Genomic DNA, 22,434 nt, shown 5'->3' on the forward strand with positions numbered 1-22,434 from the left:
ATTCCGCGCTAAGCTTAACTTTCCCAGGTATACCCTAAGTAATTCAAAAGTATGACGGGTATAAAACAATGAATATCACGCATAGGGAGTGACAAGATGGACAAGAAAATTGGTTTTATCGGCTGCGGCAATATGGGCAAAGCCATTCTTGGAGGCATGATCGCCAGCGGTCAGGTTCTCCCCGGACAAATCTGGGTCTATACCCCCTCTCCTGATAAAGTCGCCGCATTACACGACCAGTACGGCATCAACGCCGCGCAGTCGGCACAGGAAGTCGCCCAAATTGCCGATATTGTCTTTGGTGCTGTGAAGCCCGGCATCATGGTTAAAGTGCTGAGCGAAATCACCTCCAGCCTGAACAAAGATTCACTGGTCGTCTCTATTGCCGCTGGCGTCACGCTCGATCAGCTTGCCCGCGCGCTGGGTCATGACCGTAAAATTATCCGCGCGATGCCCAATACACCGTCGCTGGTTAATGCGGGCATGACCTCCGTAACGCCAAACGCGCTGGTGACGCCGGAAGATACGGCTGACGTATTAAATATTTTCCGCTGCTTTGGCGAAGCTGAAGTGATTGCGGAATCGATGATTCACCCGGTCGTCGGCGTCAGCGGTTCCGCGCCGGCCTACGTGTTTATGTTTATTGAAGCAATGGCTGATGCGGCCGTCCAGGGCGGCATGCCCCGTGCGCAGGCGTATAAATTCGCCGCACAGGCGGTGATGGGGTCAGCAAAAATGGTTCTCGAAACAGGAAAACATCCTGGAGAACTGAAGGATATGGTGTGCTCACCAGGTGGAACAACCATTGAGGCCGTGCGCGTTCTGGAGGCCCGTGGTTTCCGTTCTTCAGTCATTGAAGCGATGGTTAAGTGCATGGAACAGTCGGAAAAACTAAGCAAATCCTGAGTGGGCAACCGGACGTCAGGCCGCCGCTTCAGTGCGGTTACGTCCGGAATTCTTTGCTTTATAAAGCGCCATATCCGCCGATTTCAACCATTCTCGATAGTGTTCCGTTTCTGAAGTCAGCGGTGCGACGCCGACGCTGATACGCAGAGCAACCTGCGGAGCACAGGACAATCGCAATAGGCTGAGTCGTTCGTGGACACGAGACATGGCGGCGATGGCGCTGCTCGCCGGGGTACCGCACATAATCACAGCAAATTCATCGCCACCAAAACGCCCTATGACATCGCTGCCGCGCAGCGTCATCTGCAACTGACGCGTTAGCGCGACAATAGCCTCATCGCCAACGTCATGGCCCCAGGTATCGTTAATACTTTTGAAGTGGTCGATATCGATAATCAGTAACGTGGCGTCGCGCTGATAACGGCGGCAGTTATCAAATTCATTGCGCAGCAAAAGCTCCCAATGACGTCGGTTATACACACCGGTCATACCATCTCGCGTGCTCATCACCTGCAACCGACGTTTGTGCTCAGCCAGTTTGATGACCGTCTTATAGCTCACCCACGCAAACAGCAGCGGATACAACACCAACACCGGTAGCGACAGCATCACACTCAGTTGCGTACTGCTAAACACCACGGGGATGTCCGTCAGTTGCAGGGTGACCAGACATGAGACAATCGTCAACACCAGACCGGCGATGAATAACCGTATTCCCCCTGCGCCCATCAGGTTGATACAGATAATCATCAGTAGGGCCGTCGACGGTAGCAGATTTCCCCCCATCAGCCCTATCCACATTCCGGTCAGAATCGCATCGGCTTTTAAGTTGGTGAATTCGCTATGCATCGGGTCATCTGCTTTGCCCGCCAACTGCCATGCCAGATGCGGCCAGACAAAAGCCCATCCTACCAGTAAAAGCCACCAGCCTCCGGTGATCGGCTGAGACACCAGGACCGACGCGATAGGGAAAAACATCCCGCCCAGTCCCACCGCGCGCGGCAGCCTGATCCGTCGGGCAAATCGCAGTCCGGAGCGCTGATGGTCATTTTGATGAAGCGATAAAACCGCTTCATTTGGGACGACCTTTTTTTGATAGAAACTTTCATCATTCATCGTATTTAGGAACATTCTGAAACAAATTTCCCAAATTATAGAAAGGAGGACGTGCGCGGGAGTATGATATTTCGGGTGAGCGAATTTCGCTGCTCACCCTTATGTACTACGCAATTACGCTGCTTTTTTCAGGCAGGCACTCATAAATTTATTGCGATCATCACCTTTCAGCGACTGTTCCGTTGCCTGAACATTACATTCACGCATCTTCTGTTGCTGTGGCGTCAGGCTTTTTTCCTCGGGGGCCGATTTACTGTTTTTCAGGCAATCACTCATATAGCTCTTACGCGCATCCCCTTTTAAGGTCTGCGCTGTGGCCTGCTGGTTACAGGTGGTCATTCGTTGTTGTTGCGGGGTTAGCGTTTTCTCGGCGGCGCCAACAGTCGCTAAAAAAAGCAGACCAAAAAGCAACGTCATGACTAATGATATTTTCATAGCACCTTCCTTTTCTGAACGACGAGACACAGATAAGTCTGGCTGCTAACGATAAAAAAACCACCCGACAGCAAAAGTAATGCCGCCGGGCGTGTACTTATTTCAGCCCTAAGGCCGATTTCATGGTGTAGAACAAATCGGTCTGGTCGGTCAGGCCAACCACATTCGCCGCATGCGGCCCATAGGCAGCAATACGCAGTTGGCTGCCCGTATGCTCCTGAGATTCTTCTTCAGAGTTGCCGTAACTGATGACCATCACCGCGCCATCTTTGGTGTTCAGCGCCTGAGTCAGGCCCGGCGCTTTGGTATCTGGCGCCACTATCTGGCTGGCATGCGCGTGATCGGCGGTTACCACCACCAGCGTATTACCGTCTTTCTTCGCAAAGGCCAGCGCGCGCTGTACGGCTTCGTCCAGATCGACCGTTTCGCCAATCTGCCCGCACGGGTTAGCAGCATGATCCTGTTTATCGATTGACGCGCCTTCCACCTGCAGGAAGAAGCCTTTTTCATTTTTGCTTAACAGCTCAATCGCTTTATCCGTCATCTGTGCCAGCGTCGGCACCGTGTCGTTGCGTTTGGCATTTGGCGTACAGGTCACAGCCGGCTTATCAATGTTGCCATGATACGAGGCTTTTGGTCCTTCCCAACGCACCGGCATATTACCTTCAGAGAACAACCCCAGCAGCGGTTTATCCTGACTGGCGTCAGTGATTGCCGCAAGCGATGTCGCGTCGCTCACCAACTGATAGCCACGCATCTGCGCCTGCTCACGCAGCGTCTTGCCCTGCCATTCACCCGCAGCAGCGGTTTCAGCAAACGTTTTTGCCCCGCCCCCCAGCGTGACGTCGGCACGGGCATTCAACAATTGTTCAGTGATTGACCCTTTACCGCCGTTTTCCAGCGCATTAGTCGGGCATTTTTCACGGGTCACGCTCGGACCGTAGCATTTACGTGACGTCACATGCGCAACCAGCGCAGCCGGAGTGGCATCCTGTAATTCAGCAGTAGAAACGTTGCCGGTAGCCAGACCTGCGGCTTTTGCCATTTCCAGAATCGTGGCGTGATCTTTTTCATGGATATCAACGCCCAGCGCACCATTATAGGATTTCACCCCGGTGGTCCACGCCGTTGCCGAAGCCGCTGAATCTGTCACGTAATCGGGTTTACCCGTTTTCTTATCCAGCGAATAGTGGGTGTATTGTCCAGTCAGGGGTAGCGCATCAATCCCTTTAAAAAAGCCGCCCGCGCCTTCGGCATAATTTCGCGCTGCAGTAATTTCTGAGTCACCCATACCATCGCCGATCAGCAAAATAATATTTTTAGCCGGTTTATTAATCAGTGAATCACGCAGAGCGGCCGTTTGATCGCCGGCTAATCGGCGAGCGCCACCCGGCGTGGTGATATCCCCCTGAGCGGCGCGATTATCCATAACCGGCACAGCAGATGATTCTGCATAAATAACCGGGGTAAACAGCAAAGGTAACAGGGCAATAGCGAGTGCGCTTTGTTTCACTTTATTTTCTCCATGTATAAATACGGTAAAATTAAAACAAAGCGACTATAAGTATTTGATGTGACACTTTTATGATGATTCAACGTCGTGAGGCGCTACGCAAACCTCAATACGCTTTGGGTACCCTCTCGCCGACGTCATGCAAGGTTGTTAAACAGGCTGGCATGCGGCTTACGCCTGCCAGTGCGCCCTCAATATGACGAATCAGTGTTTGCTGCTCATGCGTCGCCATCGTATGCAGCATTTCCATGATAACGCGCTCTAAGGTTTCTACCTGAGCGGCGAGGTCCTGTGACTCTTCTTCTTTTTGGGCGAGCTTAAGTAACAACTCAGTGACGAGATTTTTCATTTGTGTATTCCCTTAACAAAATATGGGTCACGGTAGCATTATGGCTCCCAACTGCCTAGGGGATGAAAGTTGTATTTTTAGCAGAAATAAAACGTTTTGCGAAAACAATCACACCGCAAAATAAGATGAATTGGGAATTATGACAGAATTATTCAATATAAAAGGGTGAGAAGCTTAATAATCACCCAGTAATATAATACAAACTTATGGATAAACCCCGCTGACAGCCAACGGGGTTTATTCGCCATTCAGCGCGTGCGACGCCGACGTCGTAACGCGACAGCCAGTTGCCAAATGTTGATCAGCACAATGCTCGCGGTCGCGATAAACACCCAGCGAAAACCCGCCATGGCCGACACGGTGGCTCCCATTAACGGTCCGGCGACGTTGCCCAGATACATAAACGACTGGTTATAGCCAAAAATACGCCCGGTTACCTGGTCGCTGGAGTATTTCACCAGTAGCGTTTGCACGGCAGGAAGCATTGCGCCATCGGCAAAGCCTAGCAGGAAACGCAATACCCCCAACTGCAACGGCGTTGTGACCCAGGACATGGCGAAAAACAGCACCACGGCAAAGATAAGCGTCGCCATGAGGATCCGTTCAGTTCCCACCCGATCGCCTAATTTGCCCAGCCGGGGGGCTGAAATCAGCGCCGATATGCCAGGCACCGAGGCAATCAGCCCGCTGAGAAAGGCAATATTGCCGCTGTCTGGCACCATCGATTTAATAAACAGTGCCAGAATGGGACCGATTGATCCGTTGCACAACTGGATAACCAGGGTAGTAAAAAACAGGCTGATCACCAGCGCCGGATAAGGCAGCGAGGCGAACACTGCCTTGCCGCTTAAGCGTTCACTTTTTTTAATCGTTGGGCGCACACCCTCTTTAATGAAGAATAGCGTGACCATGAAACTGACCACCAGCAGCCCGGCGGTAATACAAAATACCGCGCGCAAGCCCACGTGGTCGGCAATAAAACCGCCCATCAGCGGCCCACCAATCACCCCGCTAATCTGTGCCGTAGAGAGCGTACTTAGCGCCCAACCGCTGCGCTCACGCGGAACCTGCGACGCCACTAACGCCATCGCATTGGGGATGTATCCCGACGTTAATCCCATCACACCACGCAGCAGGAAAAGCTGCCAGACATTCGTGGCAAAGGCCTGCAATAAAATCGCAATCGCCATCCCCAGCGAGGCGCGCAGCAGCATCAGCTTACGCCCTTTACGATCGGCTAAACTGCCCCACATCGGCGAAACAATGGCGGAAATCAGAAAGGTGACGCTAAACGTTAACCCGGACCACATCGACAGCGCTTCATGCGAGGTCACCCCGAGCTGGGAAACATAGAGCGGTAAAAAAGGCAGGATTTGGCTGATCGCCAGTCCGGTAAAAAAGCACCCGAACCAAACGGAAATAAGGTTAACTCTCCAGGATTCCATAGGGACTCATAACGATAAGTAGCTGAAAACTGCGAGCAGCTTAACAAATTACGTGTCCGGACAAGGGCCCAGAGGTGCGATACCTCACAGTTTAGTATTTTATCTCCCCGCTCATCATATTTGTGATATTCATCACACATAACCCCTATTTATTGCAGGGGAATATGCTTTGAGGCTCCAGCGCAGATTTGTGAGTTTCCTTTCCCTGGCAACGCACGAAAACATTCTGCCAGAAGCCGAGGAATCCTGCGTTTTGTCGTGGTAATGTATGTGCTTTGCATTCATGGAATGGGTTTTTAAGATGGCAAAGTTGCGGGTAGGAATCGTATTTGGTGGTAAATCGGCAGAACATGAAGTGTCATTGCAATCGGCAAAAAATATTGTCGATGCCATCGACAAGACTCGCTTTGATGTTGTGCTGTTAGGTATTGATAAAGAAGGGCAATGGCACGTCAGCGATGCCAGCAACTATCTACTTAATGCCAACGACCCGGCGCGTATTGCGCTGCGTCCTTCGGCAACCAGCCTGGCGCAGGTACCGGGAAAGCAAGAACACCAGTTGATTGATGCGCACAACGGTCAGCCGCTGCAAACCGTCGATGTTATTTTCCCGATTGTGCACGGTACGTTGGGCGAAGATGGTTCCCTGCAAGGTATGCTGCGCGTGGCAAATCTCCCGTTCGTCGGTTCCGACGTGCTGGGCTCAGCGGCGTGCATGGATAAAGACGTGACTAAACGTCTGCTGCGCGACGCCGGATTAAACATTGCGCCCTTTATTACGCTCACCCGCGCTAATCGCAATAGCATTAGCTTCGCAGAGGTTGAATCGCGCCTGGGCCTGCCGCTGTTCGTCAAGCCGGCTAATCAGGGCTCGTCCGTTGGGGTCAGCAAAGTCACCAACGAAGCTCAATATAACCAGGCCGTGGCGCTGGCATTTGAGTTCGACCATAAAGTGGTGGTGGAACAAGGGGTCGTTGGTCGTGAGATCGAATGCGCGGTGCTGGGGAACGATCATCCGCAGGCCAGCACCTGTGGCGAGATCGTTCTGAACAGCGATTTTTACGCCTATGACACCAAGTACATTGACGACAACGGTGCCAAAGTCGTGGTCCCGGCGGCCATTGCGCCGGAGATTAACGACAAGATCCGCGAGATAGCGATCCAGGCTTACCAGACGCTGGGTTGCGCTGGCATGGCACGCGTGGATGTGTTCTTAACCGCGGAAAATGACGTGGTGATTAACGAGATCAACACGCTACCGGGCTTCACCAATATCAGTATGTATCCAAAACTGTGGCAGGCGAGCGGCTTAGGTTATACCGATTTGATCACCCGTCTGATCGAACTGGCGCTGGAGCGTCATGCGGCAAACAGCGCGCTGAAAACCAGTATGTAAACCCCGCAAGGGTGCCCGATAGCTATTGGGCATCCTGCGTTTCGTCATCTTCCGCGCGGCGGTGGATAATCAATCCGGCAAGCCAAAAGCTAATCACCCAGGTAACCAGCCCCACCGCATAGGTTTGCCACCCCTTCGCTTCAAATCCCAGTAATCCCACCACCCCGTTGAGAATAAAGATAAGCCCAATAGCAAACGCGTAGTAGTGCCAGTCGCGGCGAAGTTTTACAGGCAGGTTCATAACAGCTCCGGGGATCACAACGTTATAAAGACGCATCCTCGCACATTTCTCTCTGGCGGTCTGTGGCGTAGGCAGAATTTCTTAGATGTAATCTAATTTCACTTAAGGTTACATATTTGTGACGACAGGCAAAAAAACGAAATCCAGGAATAATCCCTGGCTGAAATTACCATCATTCTGATATTGACAATCCCGATCACCTGTCAGACTCACTGTCAGTTACTGGCATTACGTCAAGAAAAGCAGGTTGTTGCTGGAGGTCTTTATGGCTGATTTTACGCTCTCAAAATTCCCGTTTAAGGGCAAGCATCGGGATCCCTCCTCGCTGACCGGCAACATTGTCTATGCCGTCTTTGTGCTGTTTTGCTTTTGGGTCGGGGCGCAGGTATTAACCCTACTGGCTCACGCACCCGGTATTTATGAACAGCTAATGCAACTGCAAATGCAGGAGAGCGGACGCCCGCACATCGAGATCGGATTGGGCGTCGGAACAATTTTTGGTTTGATTCCCTTCCTGGCCGGCGGTCTGATTCTTGGCACCATCGCAGCCGTGTTGCACTGGCGCCAACGCCATCACAAAGATGACTGACCCATACATTTTGCCCGTCGCTCGTCCACCCGTTTCGCAAACCACGCGGTGGTCAGATTACGGGTAATCTTTGGACTTTCGAGCTGAATACCCGGCAGCATTTCGCGGGGTAAGGTTTTGCCCGTTTTCGCTTCCGCTAGCTTATACACGTTCTTGTACAACGCGGTCTCTTCAAACGCGAGGCTGTCCCCTTTTTGCAACTGCCGATGGATATCACTCTCGCTCATGTCCAGCTTCCCGGCCAGCTTACGTACCGCCAGCTCCGTTTTGCCCGGATCGTTGCTGTCGTAGCGAATCAAATCACCGTCCAACGCCAGTTTCACGCCGCTGGCCTTAGTCACCGCGTTCTGGAAAGCCGCATTACGACTGGCGTACCAGCCCGCATTAAAATCAGCGAAACGGAAGATAGGCGCGCTATAGTTCGCCGGGTAATTCAGCAAATGATAGGTCCCGAACCACAGCCCACCACGACGGGTGAAGACTTCCTGACGTACCGTCCCCGCCATTTTCCACGGATAGCCTGAAGCGTGTTGTTCAGCAAACGCGATGCTGACCTGCATCGGACCGCCTGTATGCACCGGATTAAGCGAACCGAATAGCGTCTGCCCCATCGGCACCATATTGATAAAATCATCAAAAATAGCGCTAAGCTGCTTTTCCGTTTTTACCGAATCCAGACGCTCGCTGTAGGTTTTGCCGGTCGGCGAGTTAATCTTCAGCGCGGTGTGCACCACAAACAGCGGAATATGCATGCGCTCAGCGCGGCGGTCGATCTCTTTCCAGGCTATTTTATTTAAGCCCGGTACCGCCGGGTCCGCCTGATAGTTAGACTCCTGCTGCGCTACCGCCAGCACCGAACAGACATTCTCAACCGTCGGTGCCAGCTTCTGGCTTTCAAACGTCCTGGCCAGATCCTGCGCCCAGGCGTCTCTGTCCTTCACGCTGGCCGGCATCTTCTGACGGACCACGCTCGCCACATCGACGGCTTTCTCCCCTTTTTTTAACGGCTGCGAAGACTGGCTACTGCATCCCACCAGCACCAACGCCGCCAGACAAGACCAAGGGTAAAGACGGGAAACCGTCGACATAACATCTCCTTTTGTTAGCTAAGCGTATGGGTTACGGCCTGAATATCCTGACCATCCAGCTCACGTTCGAAGCTGCGCAGACGCTTATAGATAGACATTAATTCCACTAACGTCGTCCAGGAGTTAATCAGATACTGGAACGATCCGCGCACCTGACCAAACACGTTGGTGATTTGCGTCATCAGACCGAGCGTAATCGTACCGGCAACAATTGACGGAAACAGCAGGAACAAGCCGAAAACGTTATCCACCTGCAGGTAAAGAATACGGGCGATATTAAAGTACATATAGTGAAAATAGAGGCGGAAATAGTTCTGACGCACCGCGTGAAACAGTTCGCGCACGGTCGGCGGCGTTGCGCGATTAGCATCATCTTCGCCGTAGACCAGTTCTTTACGGTAAGCGGCTTCCACGCGCTGGTTTTTAAACTCCAGACCCGGGAGTTTGATTCCCACCACCGCCAGCAAGCCGGTCCCCATCAACGACCAGACAATGGCAGCAATCACCAGACCATAGGGAACATGACCAACAATCGGCAGATCAGGGACATGCGCAGACAGCGTGACCAGCACCGGTAAGAAGGCAATCAGCGTCATAATCGCGTTGATAAAACTGACGCCCATATCTTCCAGCGTAGAGGCGAAGCGCATGGTGTCTTCCTGCACACGCTGCGCGGCGCCTTCGATATGACGCAGATGCTGCCAGTGCGCCATATAATGTTCGTTCATCGCGGTACGCCAGCGGAACACGTAATGGCTGACGAAGAAATTGTTCATCACGCCAATCACCACGGCAATCAGCGCGATGCCAAGGAAGATCCCCACTTCATGATAGAACTGTTCAATCTTCACCTTATGAGGCGCGCTCAGTGCGGTTTGAATCAGGTCATAGAACGGCGCATACCAGGCGTTGACGGCAACCCCGACCTCAACCAGAAACCAGGTCACAAAGATAATCAGCGACGTGCCCAGTATGGACCAGTACTGCCAACGGTGTGGACAGTAGATAAACCAGAACGCGGCGAACAGGCCGACGCAGAGAAGGTAATATGCATAAAAAATCAGGTAATCCAGCGACCAGAACCGGGCGGCGCTGATAGGCACATCACCCGATGCGCCGGTGATATGTGCAACCCAGGCTCCCCCACCTGCCTGCCAGAATACAACGGCGACCAGCGCCCAAATAAATGCCGAAATAAAGAACGGTCCCGGCTTTGGGAAAAAAGACGTAAACATAGTGCTCTCCTGCTAACTTCTTATCGTTATGACGACTGCTGTGCATTTGCCAGCGTGCAAACGATGGCAAGACGGCTAACGCCCAATAAACACATGCTGAAACCGACAATTGTGACCAGAACCGACGCGCTTAGTTCGCTACCGGCCCTGAAGAATTGTTTCTATGGTTTTCATACCTGACAGCGTTCCGGCATATTCAGATTATCGCAGCGTGAGATCACAAAAGCGAACATCCACTCCGGGGGAAAAGGTAACGTTTACTCATCGTTACGTTTTTCACACTATGATTGGCGTAATAGCACTTTGCAATATGCCGATGAGTAGTATAAATACGCATACGCACGTCATCCTTTTTTACTACCCCTAACTCATGGACACCACCGTTGAAACGTAGTCTGCTTTTTTCTGCCGCGCTGTGTGCGGCGTCATTGACATCTGTCCAGGCGGCACAGCCTATCACCGATCCGGTCTTCGCCTCTGATATCGTCGATCGTTACGCCGATCATATCTTCTACGGCAGCGGGGCGACGGGAATGGCGCTCGTGGTCATTGACGGTAATCAGCGTGTATTTCGCAGCTTTGGCGAAACACGCCCTGGCAATAATGTTCATCCGCAGCTGGATTCGGTGATCCGCATCGCCTCAATTACCAAATTGATGACCAGTGAAATGCTGGTCAAATTACTCGATCAGGGCACGGTAAAACTGAACGATCCATTGAGTAAATATGCACCGCCCGGTGCACGAGTCCCGACCTGGCAGGGAACGCCGATCACGCTGGTGAATCTGGCGACACATACCAGCGCCCTACCCCGCGAGCAGCCAGGCGGTGCGGCAAAACGCCCGGTATTTGTCTGGCCAACGCGCGAGCAGCGCTGGAGTTACCTCTCTACCGCCACGCTGAAAGCTGCTCCCGGATCGCAGGCCTCCTACTCGAATCTGGCGTTCGATCTACTGGCCGATGCGCTGGCAGCCGCGTCCGGTAAGCCTTATCAACAGCTGTTTGAAGAGAAAATCACCCGACCGCTCGGGATGAAAGACACCACGTTTACGCCTTCCCCCGATCAGTGCAAGCGCCTGATGGTCGCCGAAAAAGGGGCCAGCCCGTGTAACAATACGCTGGCGGCTATGGGCAGCGGCGGCGTCTATTCGACGCCTGGCGATATGATGCGCTGGATGCAGCAGTATCTCTCTTCAGACTTTTATCAGCGCAGCCAGCAGGCTGACCGGATGCAGACGCTGATTTATCAGCGTACACAGTTAACCAAAGTGATTGGCATGGACGTGCCAGGCAAAGCCGATGCGCTGGGCCTGGGCTGGGTCTATATGGCACCGAAAAATGGCCGCCCGGGGATTATTCAAAAAACCGGTGGGGGTGGTGGATTCATTACCTATATGGCGATGATCCCGCAGAAAAACGTAGGGGCCTTTATTGTGGTCACCCGTTCTCCGCTGACCCGGTTTACCAATATGAGTGACGGTATCAACGATCTGGTAAGCGAATTGAGCGGAAACAAACCCCAGGTTATCCCGGCATCCTGATTTAGTACTCAAAAGGCAAACGGTTAATGCTCACCAGTTTGCCTTTATTCATTTCAATATAGCCGCCTTTACGCAGTGCCGCGAGAACTTCTGCGACGACAGAGCGTGAAATACGTGTACGTTGGTGGATATAGTTCATAACACCAATACGAGAACGCAGTAAATTATCCCATTTCATCATGGATATCAGCGTGGCACGGATTTGCTCATAGGAGTTATTGCCAATTAATTGCAGGTCGCGTAATTCAAGCATGCAGTGCTGCCATGCTAACCAGCTAAAGGCTTCGCGCCATAGCTGACATTGTTCAATAATATTAATCGTTTGGGACGCGGGCAGATAATAACCCGCACAGTAACTTTCTGTTATTAATCTATATTGAACATCTGTTTTCATCACACCATCAGCAAGCCCCATAATAAACGGCGCCTGTGTGATGCCAACCAGTATGGTTTCTCCTCGCCTCAGCGAGACAACCCCCTTTAAAATAACAAAAGTGTCGCTTTTATTTACATCACTGGAATATATCATTTGTTTTTCATTTTCATATTCAAAACGCTCGCCATATTTCGACAAACATTTATCCAGCTTACCAAATTCCAGAAAAGGCTTATCTACAGATAACATTTACACATCCCTTGCATAAAAGCCCGTCAAATCCTTGACGGGCTTATTGGGATTAAAATACCGAATCCTCTAAGAGGAATTCTTACCAGGTATATTTAACGCCTGCATTCGCAGACCAGTCTTGATCGACATCACCACCGCCGAGGTAATTAGCGTCGGTATATACGCTAAAGTTTTTGGTAAAGCTGAACTGAGTACCCAGTCCAACACGTACCGCAGAACCTTCTACGCCATTGTCGATAGAGTCACCGTTTACGTCAGAATCGTTGTTAGAGTCGTCGTAAACATAAGCCAGTTTGAAGTACGGCGTCAGTGCCTGGTCATCGCTGTAAGCAAAGGTATAACCGGTATCAACACCCAGTTCATAACGCATGCTGTCATAAGACTGACCGTCAACTTTCATGTCGTTGCTCAGCTTATAGTCATCACCAGACTGGAACAGACCGGATACGCTGCCGTAAGGCGTTACGTAGCCCGCATCACCCAGTTTCAGGTCATAACCCAGTTTCAAGCCAAAGCCCCAGGCATCAGAAGAGGTGCTGCCATCAACATACTGACCATTGCTCATGCTGGCAGACAGATCATTGTTGAAATGGGAGTAGCTTAAGTTACCGTCAACAAAGATGTTGTTGTCAAAGCGAGCAGAAGAGTAGATGTAGGCAGTCTGGCTGTCCTGATCCACCTGTCCGCTGTTATCGCTTACGTCACCTTTCGCAAAGCCTGCTGCTGCACCGACAATCCACTGTGCATTGTTACCGTCAACTTTGGTATCAAGGCCGACCATGATGCCGTTAACGTCCTGATCGTAGTTAATGGTGCCGTTGTCGCCGTTGAAGCTGCCGCCGAAGTAGCTCACCCACGCGCCACCGTTATCCGCCAGACCGTGACGTGCATTGGTCAGACGCGTACCGACAGTATCCTGTTGCAGGTTCCAGATGTTGGTATTTGCAGACGGGATGCTCAGCGCCATGTTCGCGTAATCCGTCAGTTCCATCTGTTGCATCACAACAGTGTTGCCCACCTGTTGAGCCTGATAGGTGTACGCACCCAGATCAGCTTTGTTGGCCGCAGAGAAGGTGGCGTTGGTGTTGACATCATCAACGTAAATCAGCTCTTTGCCTTTATAGTCAGCAACGGAACCAGTGCCCGTCGCGTTATCAATGCGAACTTTGTAGTTACCGGTTGCAGCTGTAACGTTGTCGCTGGTGCTGCTGGCATCCGCTTCGTCACCGCTGTTGATATCGCCATTGCCGTTGACGGTCAAGTGACCATCAGAATTCATCGCAATCACACCGTAACCGTAGTTAGCCTGAGTGGTATCCCAGGTACGATCGTTGACGAGGTCAGAATTCAGCACGTAGTTATTGCTGTTAATGTTGAACACACCGGCGTACACGTTGCTGTTGTTATCAGCAACATTACCGCTAGTCAGTTCCAGTGTACCGGCAGTGAACAGGCTGGATGCACCGTTGTTGCTAGCCTCGACATTCAGCATACCGCCGTTAGTTGCGGTAATGGTGTTGGCATACAGAGCAGTGCCCGTCCACGCTGAGCTGACGTCATCAGACAGCGTCACGGTACTGTTCGTGTTAATCGTCAGATGATCGGTATCCACTGCGCCGTCTTCACCGATATTCATCGTAGAAGCGCCATTTAGCGTAATGGTATCAGACGTTAAGTAAGAACCGTCGGCAACATTCACCTGAGAGCCGCTGTTGATAGCCAGGGTATCAATCAGAGACGTTTTGGTGGTATTCCAGACTGAACCGTTATTCAACGCGATATCAAACACACCGCTCTGGAAGGGGTTTGCACTGTTAACACGGTTCCAAGAATCAGAACTTGTCGCACTTGGATCTAAGCTGTTAGCCGCAATGTCATAGAACTGGGAAGGGGTCACAACGGTGTCGTAATCAATATACGCAGCACCCGTCCAACTGGTGTTATTCAGCGTCAGGTTCAGGTGATCGACGTTTTGATCATCATCTACCCAGCCGCCGTGGGTATATACCGAGGTGGCCCCATCAACCAAATGACCTGTAGGGTCAAAATTACTGTTCCAGGTACTCGTAAACAGAACATCGCCTAACAACTGAGAATTATTCAGCGTGACGGTGTTTACCATACGGTTAGCAGAAGCGCTGTTATCGGTGAACGATAACGCAACATCATCCAGGGTAGAAGAATTACTGTAATCACTCGGCTCGGTAGAATTACCAAAGTGTCCGGTTGATTCATTGGCAGTATAAGAACCCGATGTGACGGTTGAGTCATTTACTGTAATGGTGTTATCCCACTGAGTTGCGCCAGTGGTGTACGTAGCATTCGTGATCTAACGCGCCATATGACGTCGCGTCGTCATGAAAAGCAAAGGTATCATAAGTCGTCGCATTCGCCTGAGAAGTGATTGCCAATGTGCAGGCTAATGCTAATTGTGAGACTACGAGTTTCTTTTTCCAAGTGTGCATTTGTCATCCCTCCTCAGGGACGTGATATAGTTGATCCATCAATTATTAATGCATAGTAAACATATTATGTTTCACCGAAAGATTATGCGGTGTCATAGATAAAAGGTTCAATTATTCTTTACTTTAAGTCCGAATGCGGACAATAAACGAAATACAAACAAAAAAAGCATAAACCTTTTACTTTCAGTAAGTTATTGGGAAACTAATAAAATAAACCATACAATACAATGATAATTAAAAACAAAACCACAAGGACAGCAAATAAACACACGCACAATGAAAGGTATTTAATCAACTATTAAACAAAATCAAAACCACAGCAAAATCTATTGATATTAAAAATGATAAATTCAATAAAGTATAAATAGCGCATATTAAATTTTTAAAAATACGGTACGCGGGTTTCACTCGCATAAGGCCAACTTTCGTAAAACACCCACACACAGGTTGAGGTATACTGCGGCCTTCGATTCCACAAACATCAGGCATACCATGACAGACCTAATCCAACGCCCTCGCCGCCTGCGCAAATCCCCTGCGCTGCGCGCCATGTTTGAAGAGACAACACTCAGCTTAAATGACCTGGTGTTGCCGATCTTTGTTGAAGAAGAACTCGACGATTACAAAGCCATCGAGGCCATGCCCGGCGTGATGCGCATTCCAGAGAAACATCTGGCACGCGAAATCGAACGCATTGCCAACGCCGGTATCCGCTCGGTGATGACCTTTGGTATTTCCCACCATACCGATGACACCGGCAGCGATGCCTGGAAAGAAGACGGACTGGTGGCACGCATGTCACGCATTTGCAAGCAAACCGTGCCGGAGATGATCGTCATGTCCGACACCTGCTTCTGCGAATATACCTCGCACGGTCACTGCGGCGTATTGTGTGACCACGGCGTAGATAACGATTTAACCCTCGCGAACCTCGGTAAACAGGCAGTGGTTGCCGCCGCGGCGGGCGCCGACTTTATCGCACCGTCCGCCGCTATGGACGGTCAGGTGCAGGCTATTCGCCAGGCGCTGGACGCCGCGGGCTTCACTGATACCGCGATCATGTCCTACTCCACCAAGTTCGCCTCCTCCTTCTACGGCCCATTCCGCGAAGCCGCGGGCACCGCGCTGAAAGGCGATCGTAAAACCTACCAAATGAACCCGTTGAACCGTCGTGAAGCCATTCGCGAATCACTGCTGGACGAAGCCCAGGGTGCAGACTGCCTGATGGTGAAACCGGCCGGTGCATACCTGGATATTCTGCGTGATATTCGCGAACGCACCGAACTGCCGATTGGCGCCTACCAGGTCAGCGGCGAATACGCGATGATCAAATTCGCGGCCCTGGCAGGGGCAATAGATGAAGAGAAAGTCGTGCTGGAAAGTTTAGGCTCGATCAAACGCGCAGGCGCGGATCTGATCTTCAGTTACTTTGCCCTGGATCTGGCTGAGAAAAAAATTCTGCGTTAATGACGCGGTGTTGCCGGATGGCGGCTTCGCCCTGTCCGGCCTGCACGCCGGGGCCCGGTGGGCAAAGCGCCATCGGACACGTTAGCTCGCACGATAGTAAGGCTTGTCTCCGAGAATCGTCGCCCGGTGCATAATGCGCCGCTGCGGCAGGTAGTCTGCATTGGCATAATGCTGCGTCACGCGGTTATCCCAAATCGCCACATCGTCAGGCTGCCAGCGCCAGCGTACCTGAAACTCCGGTTTGGTGATGTGGGCAAACAGAAATCCAAGCAGCGCCTCACTCTCTTTTTCCGTCACATCGACAATTCGTGTCGTGAACCCTTCGTTCACAAACAGCGCCTGTTTGCCGCTCACCGGATGCGTTCGCACTACCGGATGCAGCAATGGTGGGTGCTTTGCCACCGCCTCCAGCCAACGCTGATGCTCTTCTTCGGTATTACGGTATTTAAACTCCTGAAACGATTTACGGAAATCATGTTCGGCCCGCAGGCCGCTCAGCAGTTGGCGAAAAGGTTCTGAAAGCGCTTCAAAAGCGGCAATGCCGCTGGTCCACAGCGTATCGCCACCTGTTGATGGCAGCTCTTTTGCCGCCAGAATCGCCCCGGCAGGTGGCGTCTCAATAAAGGTTACATCGGTGTGCCAGTTGTCGTTATCCGGCGGATTGTCGTGGTGAGTATCGAGGACGATGATCTCCTCAACGCCCTGCGCATGCGGGTAGACCGGATGGATATGCAAGTCGCCAAAACGCAACGCCAGCGCCCGCTGCTGCTGTGGTGTGATCGCCTGCTCGCGCAGGAACACCACCTGATGACGAAGTACCGCGTGGTACAACTGTTCAAACTGGTTATCGCTCAGCGGTCGCGTCAAATCCGCCCCGGTGACCTGCGCACCTATATAGGGCCCCAGCGGGATAATGCTCAGACGTTCACTCATTGTACTTCTCCATGCCAGGGCGTCAGACGGCGCTGAAGCGCACGCAAACCCAATTCTAAAATAAAGGCGATCACGGCAATCACCATAATTCCCGCCAGCACCACATCCGTTGCCAAAAACTCACCCGCTGACTGCACCATAAACCCCAGACCTCGCGTCGCGGCAATCAGCTCCGCCGCCACTAATGTCGACCACCCCACACCCAGTCCAATCCGCAGCCCGGTAAGAATTTCCGGCAAAGCACCCGGTAAAATCACAAACCACAATACCTGTGCGCGGCTGGCCCCCAGCGACTGGGCGGCCCGCACCCGCACCTGCTGCACACTTTTGACACCCGCCAGCGCAGACATCGCTACAGGGGCAAAAATCGCCAGATAGATCAGCAGGATCTTCGAGGTTTCGCCGATGCCAAACCAAATAACCATCAGTGGCAAATAGGCCAGCGGCGGCACCGGACGATACAGTTCGATGATCGGATCGACGATCCCGCGCACCGTCGGACTTAGCCCCATCGCGATCCCCACCGGCACGCCGAGCAGCACCGCGGCCAGCAGGGCAATGACGATACGCGTCAGGCTGGCGGTCAGATGCTGCCACAGCGTGGCATCCATAAAGCCCTGCGGTCCGGCAATGACGATAAGTTTTTGCAGTACCTGTCCCGGCGGCGGTAAAAACAGCGGGCTGATGAATTGCAGTGCCGCCACTGCCCACCACACCACCAGAAGCACGCCCAATGTGCCAACGCTTAACGTCATCTGACGTGAAAGCGGCCAGCGCCAACGCAACGCACGCGAACGGGGTTTGTCGTTAATCACCACGCTCATGAGAACGCCTCCCGTTGCGCAAAAACGCGGCCTAGCACGTATTCACGCATGGCAATAAACTGCGGATCGGATTTAATGCTGCGACTCGGCTCCCCGGCCACAAAGCGGCGGGCGAAATTTAGCGGTAAGCGTTCCAGCACCCGGCCCGGTCCCGGAGACAACAGCACCAGTTCGGTCGCCATAAACACCGCCTCTTCGATATCATGGGTAATCAGCAGCACCTGTTTGCCGGTCTCCTGCCACAGCGTCAACAGCAGGGTTTGCATCTGCTCGCGAGTAAAAGCATCCAGCGCGCCAAAAGGTTCATCCAACAGCAACAGTTGCGGATTTGCCGCCAGCGCCCGGGCAATGCCGACGCGCTGACGCTGACCACCGGAAAGCTGCCAGATAAAGCGCTTTTCCGCGCCTTCCAGCCCAACCTTCTTCAGCATGTCCTGCGCAATGCGTTGACGCTGTAACTTCTCTACACCGGCCAGTTGCAGGCCAAATCCGACGTTATCCTGCACGTTACGCCACGGCAGCAAGCCTTCGTTCTGGAACACCACGCCGCGCTCGGCCCCCGGGCCTGTCACTTTTTTACCCGCCAGCACGATGCTGCCGTGCTGATACGGCACAAACCCGGCAATCAGATTCAGCAGCGTGGTTTTGCCGCAGCCGGAAGGCCCGAGCACCACCAGCAGTTCACCGCCGTCGAGCGTCAGGTTGATGTCGTCCAGCACCGGCTTTCCGTCATAGCGGGCGGCAAGATGAGAGATTTGCAGCATCAGCGCCCCCTTATTGCACGAAGCGATCGGTAACGTACTGGCTGTAATCCGTCGCCACAGCGGGCACTTTGCCCTGCTCTTTGAGGAACTGCGCGGTGTCGATAATCGCTTTGTTCACCGGTCCGGTCAGCTCGGCGGTTTGCTGCTGCGGTGTCAGGTAGGTGTTACCTTTTACCAGTCCCGGAATATCCGCTTCCGGCACGCCGCTTAAGCGCGACAGCTTGCTGATGTTGTCCGGCTGCTTTAGCCATTCATCGGGATCGGTAATATAGGGCTGTTGGGCATCAATCGCGCTTTTGGCAAAGGCCTTCACCACCTCAGGATGCTGCTCGGCAAAATCTTTGCGCACGACCCACACGTCCAGCGTCGGCGCGCCCCACTCACCTACTTTTTCCGAGTCGGTTAACACCTTGCCGTCTTTTTCCAGCGCGTTCACCGCCGGTGCCCAGACGTAGGCGCCGTCAATATCCCCGCGCTGCCAGGCGGCAATAATCGCTGGCGGCTGCAGGTTCACAATCTCCACCTGACCGGGCTTGATGCCCCAGTGTTTTAACGCGGCCAGCAGGCTGTAATGGGTGGTGGAGATAAACGGCACGGCAATACGTTTACCGATCAAATCTTCAGGTTTGTTGATGCTTTTCTTCACCACCAGCGCCTCGGAGTTACCGAGTTTGGACGCCAGCAGGAACACCTCAATCGGTACTTGTTGGCTGGCCGCAACCGCCAACGGGCTGGAGCCAAGATTGCCAATCTGTACGTCGCCAGACGCCAGCGCCCGGACGATGCTCGCCCCGCTGTCGAACTTACGCCAGTCAACGGTGGCCCCGCTCTCTTTAGCAAATGTGTTGTCCGCCTGCGCCACTTTGGCCGGTTCAGCGGAGGTCTGATACGCGACGGTGACGTTCACCGCCTGCGCCTGAAATGCAACCACTGCCAGTACGGCAAGAAGTGTATTACGCGATGATATAGCCATGATTGTCAGCTCCCCTGTCTTGTTATGTGGGGCAGTATTTCGTTACGGCACACTTTGATAAAGGAATTAAAAATTCTGGCTAAGAACAAAGCGTTTTTAGAAAAAAAGCGGCAATAGTTAGCTATTTCGCTCATGACAGATGGAATTCGTAGGCCTGATAAGCGCAGCGCCATCAGGCACTGTTGCCGGATGGCAGCGTAAGCGCCTTATCCGGCCTACAACACCCGGCAAATTATTGCGATTTTGTTACATTCGTTACATAACAGCATCCCGGTGATTGCCAGCGTAATGCGGGCAGGCATCATAGACGCAATTGTCAGACAAGAGAGCAAGAAAATGATCCATGTTGTGCTGGTGGATGACCATGTGGTGGTACGTTCCGGCTTTGCGCAATTACTCAGTCTTGAAGATGACCTGAACGTCATCGGTCAATACAGCAGCGCGGCAGAGGCCTGGCCTGCGTTACTGCGCGATGACGTCAGCGTGGCGGTGATGGACATCGCCATGCCGGATGAAAATGGTCTGAGTCTGTTAAAACGGCTGCGGGCGCAGAAACCCAACTTTCGCGCCATAATTCTCAGCATTTATGACGCGCCGACGTTTGTGCAAAGCGCACTGGATGCCGGTGCCAGCGGCTATCTGACCAAACGCTGCGGACCGGAGGAACTGGTACAGGCGGTACGTTCAGTGGGCATGGGTGGGCATTACCTGTGCGCTGACGCATTGCGGGCGCTACGCGGCGGCGAACAACCCGCCCAGGTGCTGGAAGTCCTCACCCCACGCGAGCGCGAAGTGTTTGATCTGCTGGTCAAAGGCGACAGCGTGAAAGAGATCGCCTTCAAGCTCGACCTCAGCCACAAAACGGTCCACGTCCACCGCGCCAACGTGCTGGGTAAACTGCAATGCCACAGCACTATTGACCTGGTGCATTTTGCACTCGACCATCAGCTACTGACGGGGCACTGATGTCGCGCTCGGCTCGCCATTGGGTGATCTCCCTGTTTATCCTGCTGGCCTGGGGCTCAGGCTGGCTGATGCTGTGGACGCTGGGATTTTACCTGACCCAAAACGGTCAGCAGGCAGCGCTATTTCTGCCGCACGGCGTCTATCTCGCACTCTTGATCCTGCTGTCACGCCGCTACTGGCCCGCGCTGGTACTACCACCGGTGCTAATGCTGTTCTGGCTACACAGCGAACAATTATTAAATGGTTATATTCTGCTGGTCGCACCGTTAATTAGCCTGATCCCGGCCAGTATCGGCCAGTCTTACTGGCACCGCTTCCCACTCTACTGGCAGCGCTTAACGCTGCTACTGGCCGCCGTCACCGTCACCGCATTGCTCAATACCGCCCTCCTGTCGCCCTTTATCGAAAGCCCGGCGATGTTAATTGGCCTGGCGTCGTTTACCGGCGGCGTGCTGTTGACGCCATTTGTTTATTTGATTTACGAATTTCTGCGCCAGCAGCACCGCTATCATTTGCTCGGACTGGACACCCGTAATCCGCCGCTGCGCACCTCGCTTATCATTTGGTGCAGCCTGTTTTTTATTATCGGCATCGGCACTCAGATGGTGCTGTCACCAGACATTGAGCGCCTGCTGCTGATCGTAGTGTTTCTGCCCAACGTGGTGATGGCATGGAAGTTTGGCTGGCAGGGCGGCGTATTATCCGGGTTGCTTGGCAGCATGATGATCACCATCGCCCGGCAAATCGGTGTGGGGTTCAGCAATTTACTGGAACTGGAAATTTTTCTCGCTACCCAGGCGTTGTTGGGTATTGGCCTGGGTATCGCTATCAGCCGCCAGCAGCATCTGGCGCAGAACCTGCACCACTATCGCCAGCGTCTGGAAGCCGAGCTGACGGCACGACGGGCGTTAACTGAGCAACTGATCCGCAGCGAAGAAAATACGCGCAAGAGTCTGGCGCGGGAGCTGCACGACGAAATTGGGCAAAACATTACCGCCATTCAAATCCACTCTCAGCTGGTCAAGCGTGCACAGGATCCACAGCAAACGCTGGACGCAGCGAATCAGATCAATGACCTTGCCCGGCGCATTCATCACTCCACCCGCCAGTTGCTGCGCCAGCTGCGTCCTCCCGCGCTCGATGAACTGTCCTTTCAAGACGCGCTCCATCATCTGGTGAATGAGTTTGCCTTTGCCGAGCGGGGCATCCGCTGCCGGTTTGACTATCGGCTGGAAAATACGCCAGACAATGAAACGGTCCGCTTTACGCTGTACCGCCTGTTGCAGGAGTTACTCAATAACGTTTGTAAACATGCCGACGCCAGCGAGGTGTCGATTGCGCTCCGCCAGCAGGAGCACAGCCTGGTTCTGCACGTTGAGGACAACGGCGTGGGCATTCTGCCAGAAAAAATCCCCGGTTTCGGTATCCAGGGAATGCGTGAACGGGTAAGCGCGCTGGGTGGCGAGCTAACGCTTGAATCGCACAACGGTACGCGGGTAATTGTTAACCTGCCCACAAATTTGCAACAAACCCATCATTAACCAGGAAAAAGTCTTAGTC

At 52.9% G+C, this 22,434-nt stretch carries 20 protein-coding genes and 1 pseudogene; 7 read left to right on the top strand and 14 right to left on the bottom strand.

The features are described from left to right. Positions 1-96 precede the first annotated feature (96 nt). Positions 97-906, top strand: a complete 810-nt coding sequence (gene proC / locus FDW98_RS03685; RefSeq protein ID WP_096758109.1) for a pyrroline-5-carboxylate reductase — start codon at positions 97-99, stop codon at positions 904-906. Positions 907-921: 15 nt separating this feature from the next. On the opposite strand, the gene adrA is transcribed toward proC, so the two are convergent. The 5 genes from adrA to FDW98_RS03710 all read right to left on the bottom strand — a co-directional run bounded on the left by adrA (position 922) and on the right by FDW98_RS03710 (position 5,764). Beyond that, positions 922-2,037 (bottom strand): diguanylate cyclase AdrA, encoded by a 1,116-nt coding sequence (gene adrA / locus FDW98_RS03690; protein ID WP_096758110.1) that lies wholly within the window; start codon positions 2,035-2,037, stop codon positions 922-924. 99 nt (positions 2,038-2,136) lie between these two features. Further along, positions 2,137-2,457 (bottom strand): phosphate starvation-inducible protein PsiF, encoded by a 321-nt coding sequence (gene psiF / locus FDW98_RS03695; protein ID WP_096758111.1) that lies wholly within the window; start codon positions 2,455-2,457, stop codon positions 2,137-2,139. Between the two features lie 97 nt (positions 2,458-2,554). Further along, the gene (phoA, locus tag FDW98_RS03700; protein ID WP_096758112.1) at positions 2,555-3,970 is read right to left on the bottom strand and encodes an alkaline phosphatase; all 1,416 of its coding nucleotides are present in this window, start codon (positions 3,968-3,970) and stop codon (positions 2,555-2,557) included. 106 nt (positions 3,971-4,076) lie between these two features. Beyond that, on the bottom strand, positions 4,077-4,319 hold the full coding sequence (locus FDW98_RS03705) for a sigma-S stabilization anti-adapter protein IraP (protein WP_096758113.1): 243 nt from the start codon (positions 4,317-4,319) through the stop codon (positions 4,077-4,079). 248 nt (positions 4,320-4,567) lie between these two features. Next, positions 4,568-5,764, bottom strand: coding sequence for a multidrug efflux MFS transporter (locus tag FDW98_RS03710; RefSeq protein ID WP_096758114.1), 1,197 nt, complete (start codon positions 5,762-5,764; stop codon positions 4,568-4,570). A gap of 301 nt (positions 5,765-6,065) precedes the next feature. Here FDW98_RS03710 and ddlA point away from each other — a divergent pair, with 301 nt between their 5' ends. Further along, a complete protein-coding gene (gene ddlA / locus FDW98_RS03715) occupies positions 6,066-7,160 on the top strand; it encodes a D-alanine--D-alanine ligase (protein WP_096759461.1) in 1,095 nt (364 codons plus the stop codon). 22 nt (positions 7,161-7,182) lie between these two features. Here ddlA and FDW98_RS03720 read toward each other — a convergent pair whose 3' ends face one another. Next, the gene (locus FDW98_RS03720; protein WP_096758115.1) at positions 7,183-7,401 is read right to left on the bottom strand and encodes a DUF2754 domain-containing protein; all 219 of its coding nucleotides are present in this window, start codon (positions 7,399-7,401) and stop codon (positions 7,183-7,185) included. Between the two features lie 265 nt (positions 7,402-7,666). Here FDW98_RS03720 and FDW98_RS03725 point away from each other — a divergent pair, with 265 nt between their 5' ends. After that, positions 7,667-7,990 (top strand): DUF2755 family protein, encoded by a 324-nt coding sequence (locus FDW98_RS03725; RefSeq protein ID WP_096758116.1) that lies wholly within the window; start codon positions 7,667-7,669, stop codon positions 7,988-7,990. Here FDW98_RS03725 and FDW98_RS03730 read toward each other — a convergent pair. Then, the gene (locus FDW98_RS03730; protein ID WP_096758117.1) at positions 7,975-9,078 is read right to left on the bottom strand and encodes a DUF1615 domain-containing protein; all 1,104 of its coding nucleotides are present in this window, start codon (positions 9,076-9,078) and stop codon (positions 7,975-7,977) included. The two genes, FDW98_RS03725 and FDW98_RS03730, sit on opposite strands and share 16 nt — an antisense overlap. A gap of 14 nt (positions 9,079-9,092) precedes the next feature. Beyond that, positions 9,093-10,313: a peptide antibiotic transporter SbmA gene (gene sbmA / locus FDW98_RS03735; protein ID WP_096758118.1), complete on the bottom strand. Its 1,221-nt coding sequence runs from the start codon at positions 10,311-10,313 to the stop codon at positions 9,093-9,095. 383 nt (positions 10,314-10,696) lie between these two features. On the opposite strand from sbmA, the gene ampH reads away from it, so the two are divergent. Beyond that, complete coding sequence (gene ampH, locus FDW98_RS03740; protein WP_096758119.1) at positions 10,697-11,854, top strand: D-alanyl-D-alanine-carboxypeptidase/endopeptidase AmpH; 1,158 nt, start codon at positions 10,697-10,699, stop codon at positions 11,852-11,854. 1 nt (position 11,855) lies between these two features. Here the strand turns inward: ampH and iprA are convergent, their stop codons facing one another. Next, the gene (gene iprA, locus FDW98_RS03745; RefSeq protein WP_096758120.1) at positions 11,856-12,479 is read right to left on the bottom strand and encodes a hydrogen peroxide resistance inhibitor IprA; all 624 of its coding nucleotides are present in this window, start codon (positions 12,477-12,479) and stop codon (positions 11,856-11,858) included. Positions 12,480-12,561: 82 nt separating this feature from the next. After that, a pseudogene (locus FDW98_RS03750) lies at positions 12,562-14,805 on the bottom strand (autotransporter outer membrane beta-barrel domain-containing protein); the annotation flags it as partial. Between the two features lie 634 nt (positions 14,806-15,439). On the opposite strand from FDW98_RS03750, the gene hemB reads away from it, so the two are divergent. Continuing rightward, the gene (hemB, locus tag FDW98_RS03755) at positions 15,440-16,414 is read left to right on the top strand and encodes a porphobilinogen synthase (RefSeq protein WP_096758121.1); all 975 of its coding nucleotides are present in this window, start codon (positions 15,440-15,442) and stop codon (positions 16,412-16,414) included. A gap of 81 nt (positions 16,415-16,495) precedes the next feature. Here the strand turns inward: hemB and tauD are convergent, their stop codons facing one another. The 4 genes from tauD to tauA are packed head-to-tail and all read right to left on the bottom strand — an operon-like array spanning position 16,496 to position 19,908. After that, positions 16,496-17,347 carry a taurine dioxygenase gene (tauD, locus tag FDW98_RS03760; RefSeq protein WP_096758122.1) on the bottom strand — a complete coding sequence of 284 codons (852 nt, stop codon included), beginning with the start codon at positions 17,345-17,347 and terminating at the stop codon, positions 16,496-16,498. After that, a complete protein-coding gene (gene tauC, locus FDW98_RS03765; RefSeq protein ID WP_096758123.1) occupies positions 17,344-18,171 on the bottom strand; it encodes a taurine ABC transporter permease TauC in 828 nt (275 codons plus the stop codon). The genes tauD and tauC overlap by 4 nt, the downstream gene beginning before the upstream one ends. After that, positions 18,168-18,935, bottom strand: a complete 768-nt coding sequence (tauB, locus tag FDW98_RS03770) for a taurine ABC transporter ATP-binding subunit (RefSeq protein WP_096758124.1) — start codon at positions 18,933-18,935, stop codon at positions 18,168-18,170. Before tauB ends, tauC begins: the two co-directional genes overlap by 4 nt. Before the next feature lie 10 nt (positions 18,936-18,945). Beyond that, positions 18,946-19,908, bottom strand: a complete 963-nt coding sequence (gene tauA / locus FDW98_RS03775; RefSeq protein WP_096758125.1) for a taurine ABC transporter substrate-binding protein — start codon at positions 19,906-19,908, stop codon at positions 18,946-18,948. A 336-nt stretch (positions 19,909-20,244) separates the two neighbouring features. Between tauA and FDW98_RS03780 the strand changes: the two genes are divergently transcribed. Continuing rightward, complete coding sequence (locus FDW98_RS03780; RefSeq protein ID WP_096758126.1) at positions 20,245-20,874, top strand: response regulator transcription factor; 630 nt, start codon at positions 20,245-20,247, stop codon at positions 20,872-20,874. Continuing rightward, positions 20,874-22,415, top strand: a complete 1,542-nt coding sequence (locus FDW98_RS03785) for an MASE1 domain-containing protein (protein ID WP_096758127.1) — start codon at positions 20,874-20,876, stop codon at positions 22,413-22,415. Before FDW98_RS03780 ends, FDW98_RS03785 begins: the two co-directional genes overlap by 1 nt. Positions 22,416-22,434: the final 19 nt, after the last annotated feature.

The sequence above is a fragment of the Citrobacter sp. wls711 genome (genome assembly GCF_005281055.1).
In the GTDB taxonomy this organism is placed as follows: domain Bacteria; phylum Pseudomonadota; class Gammaproteobacteria; order Enterobacterales; family Enterobacteriaceae; genus Citrobacter; species Citrobacter gillenii.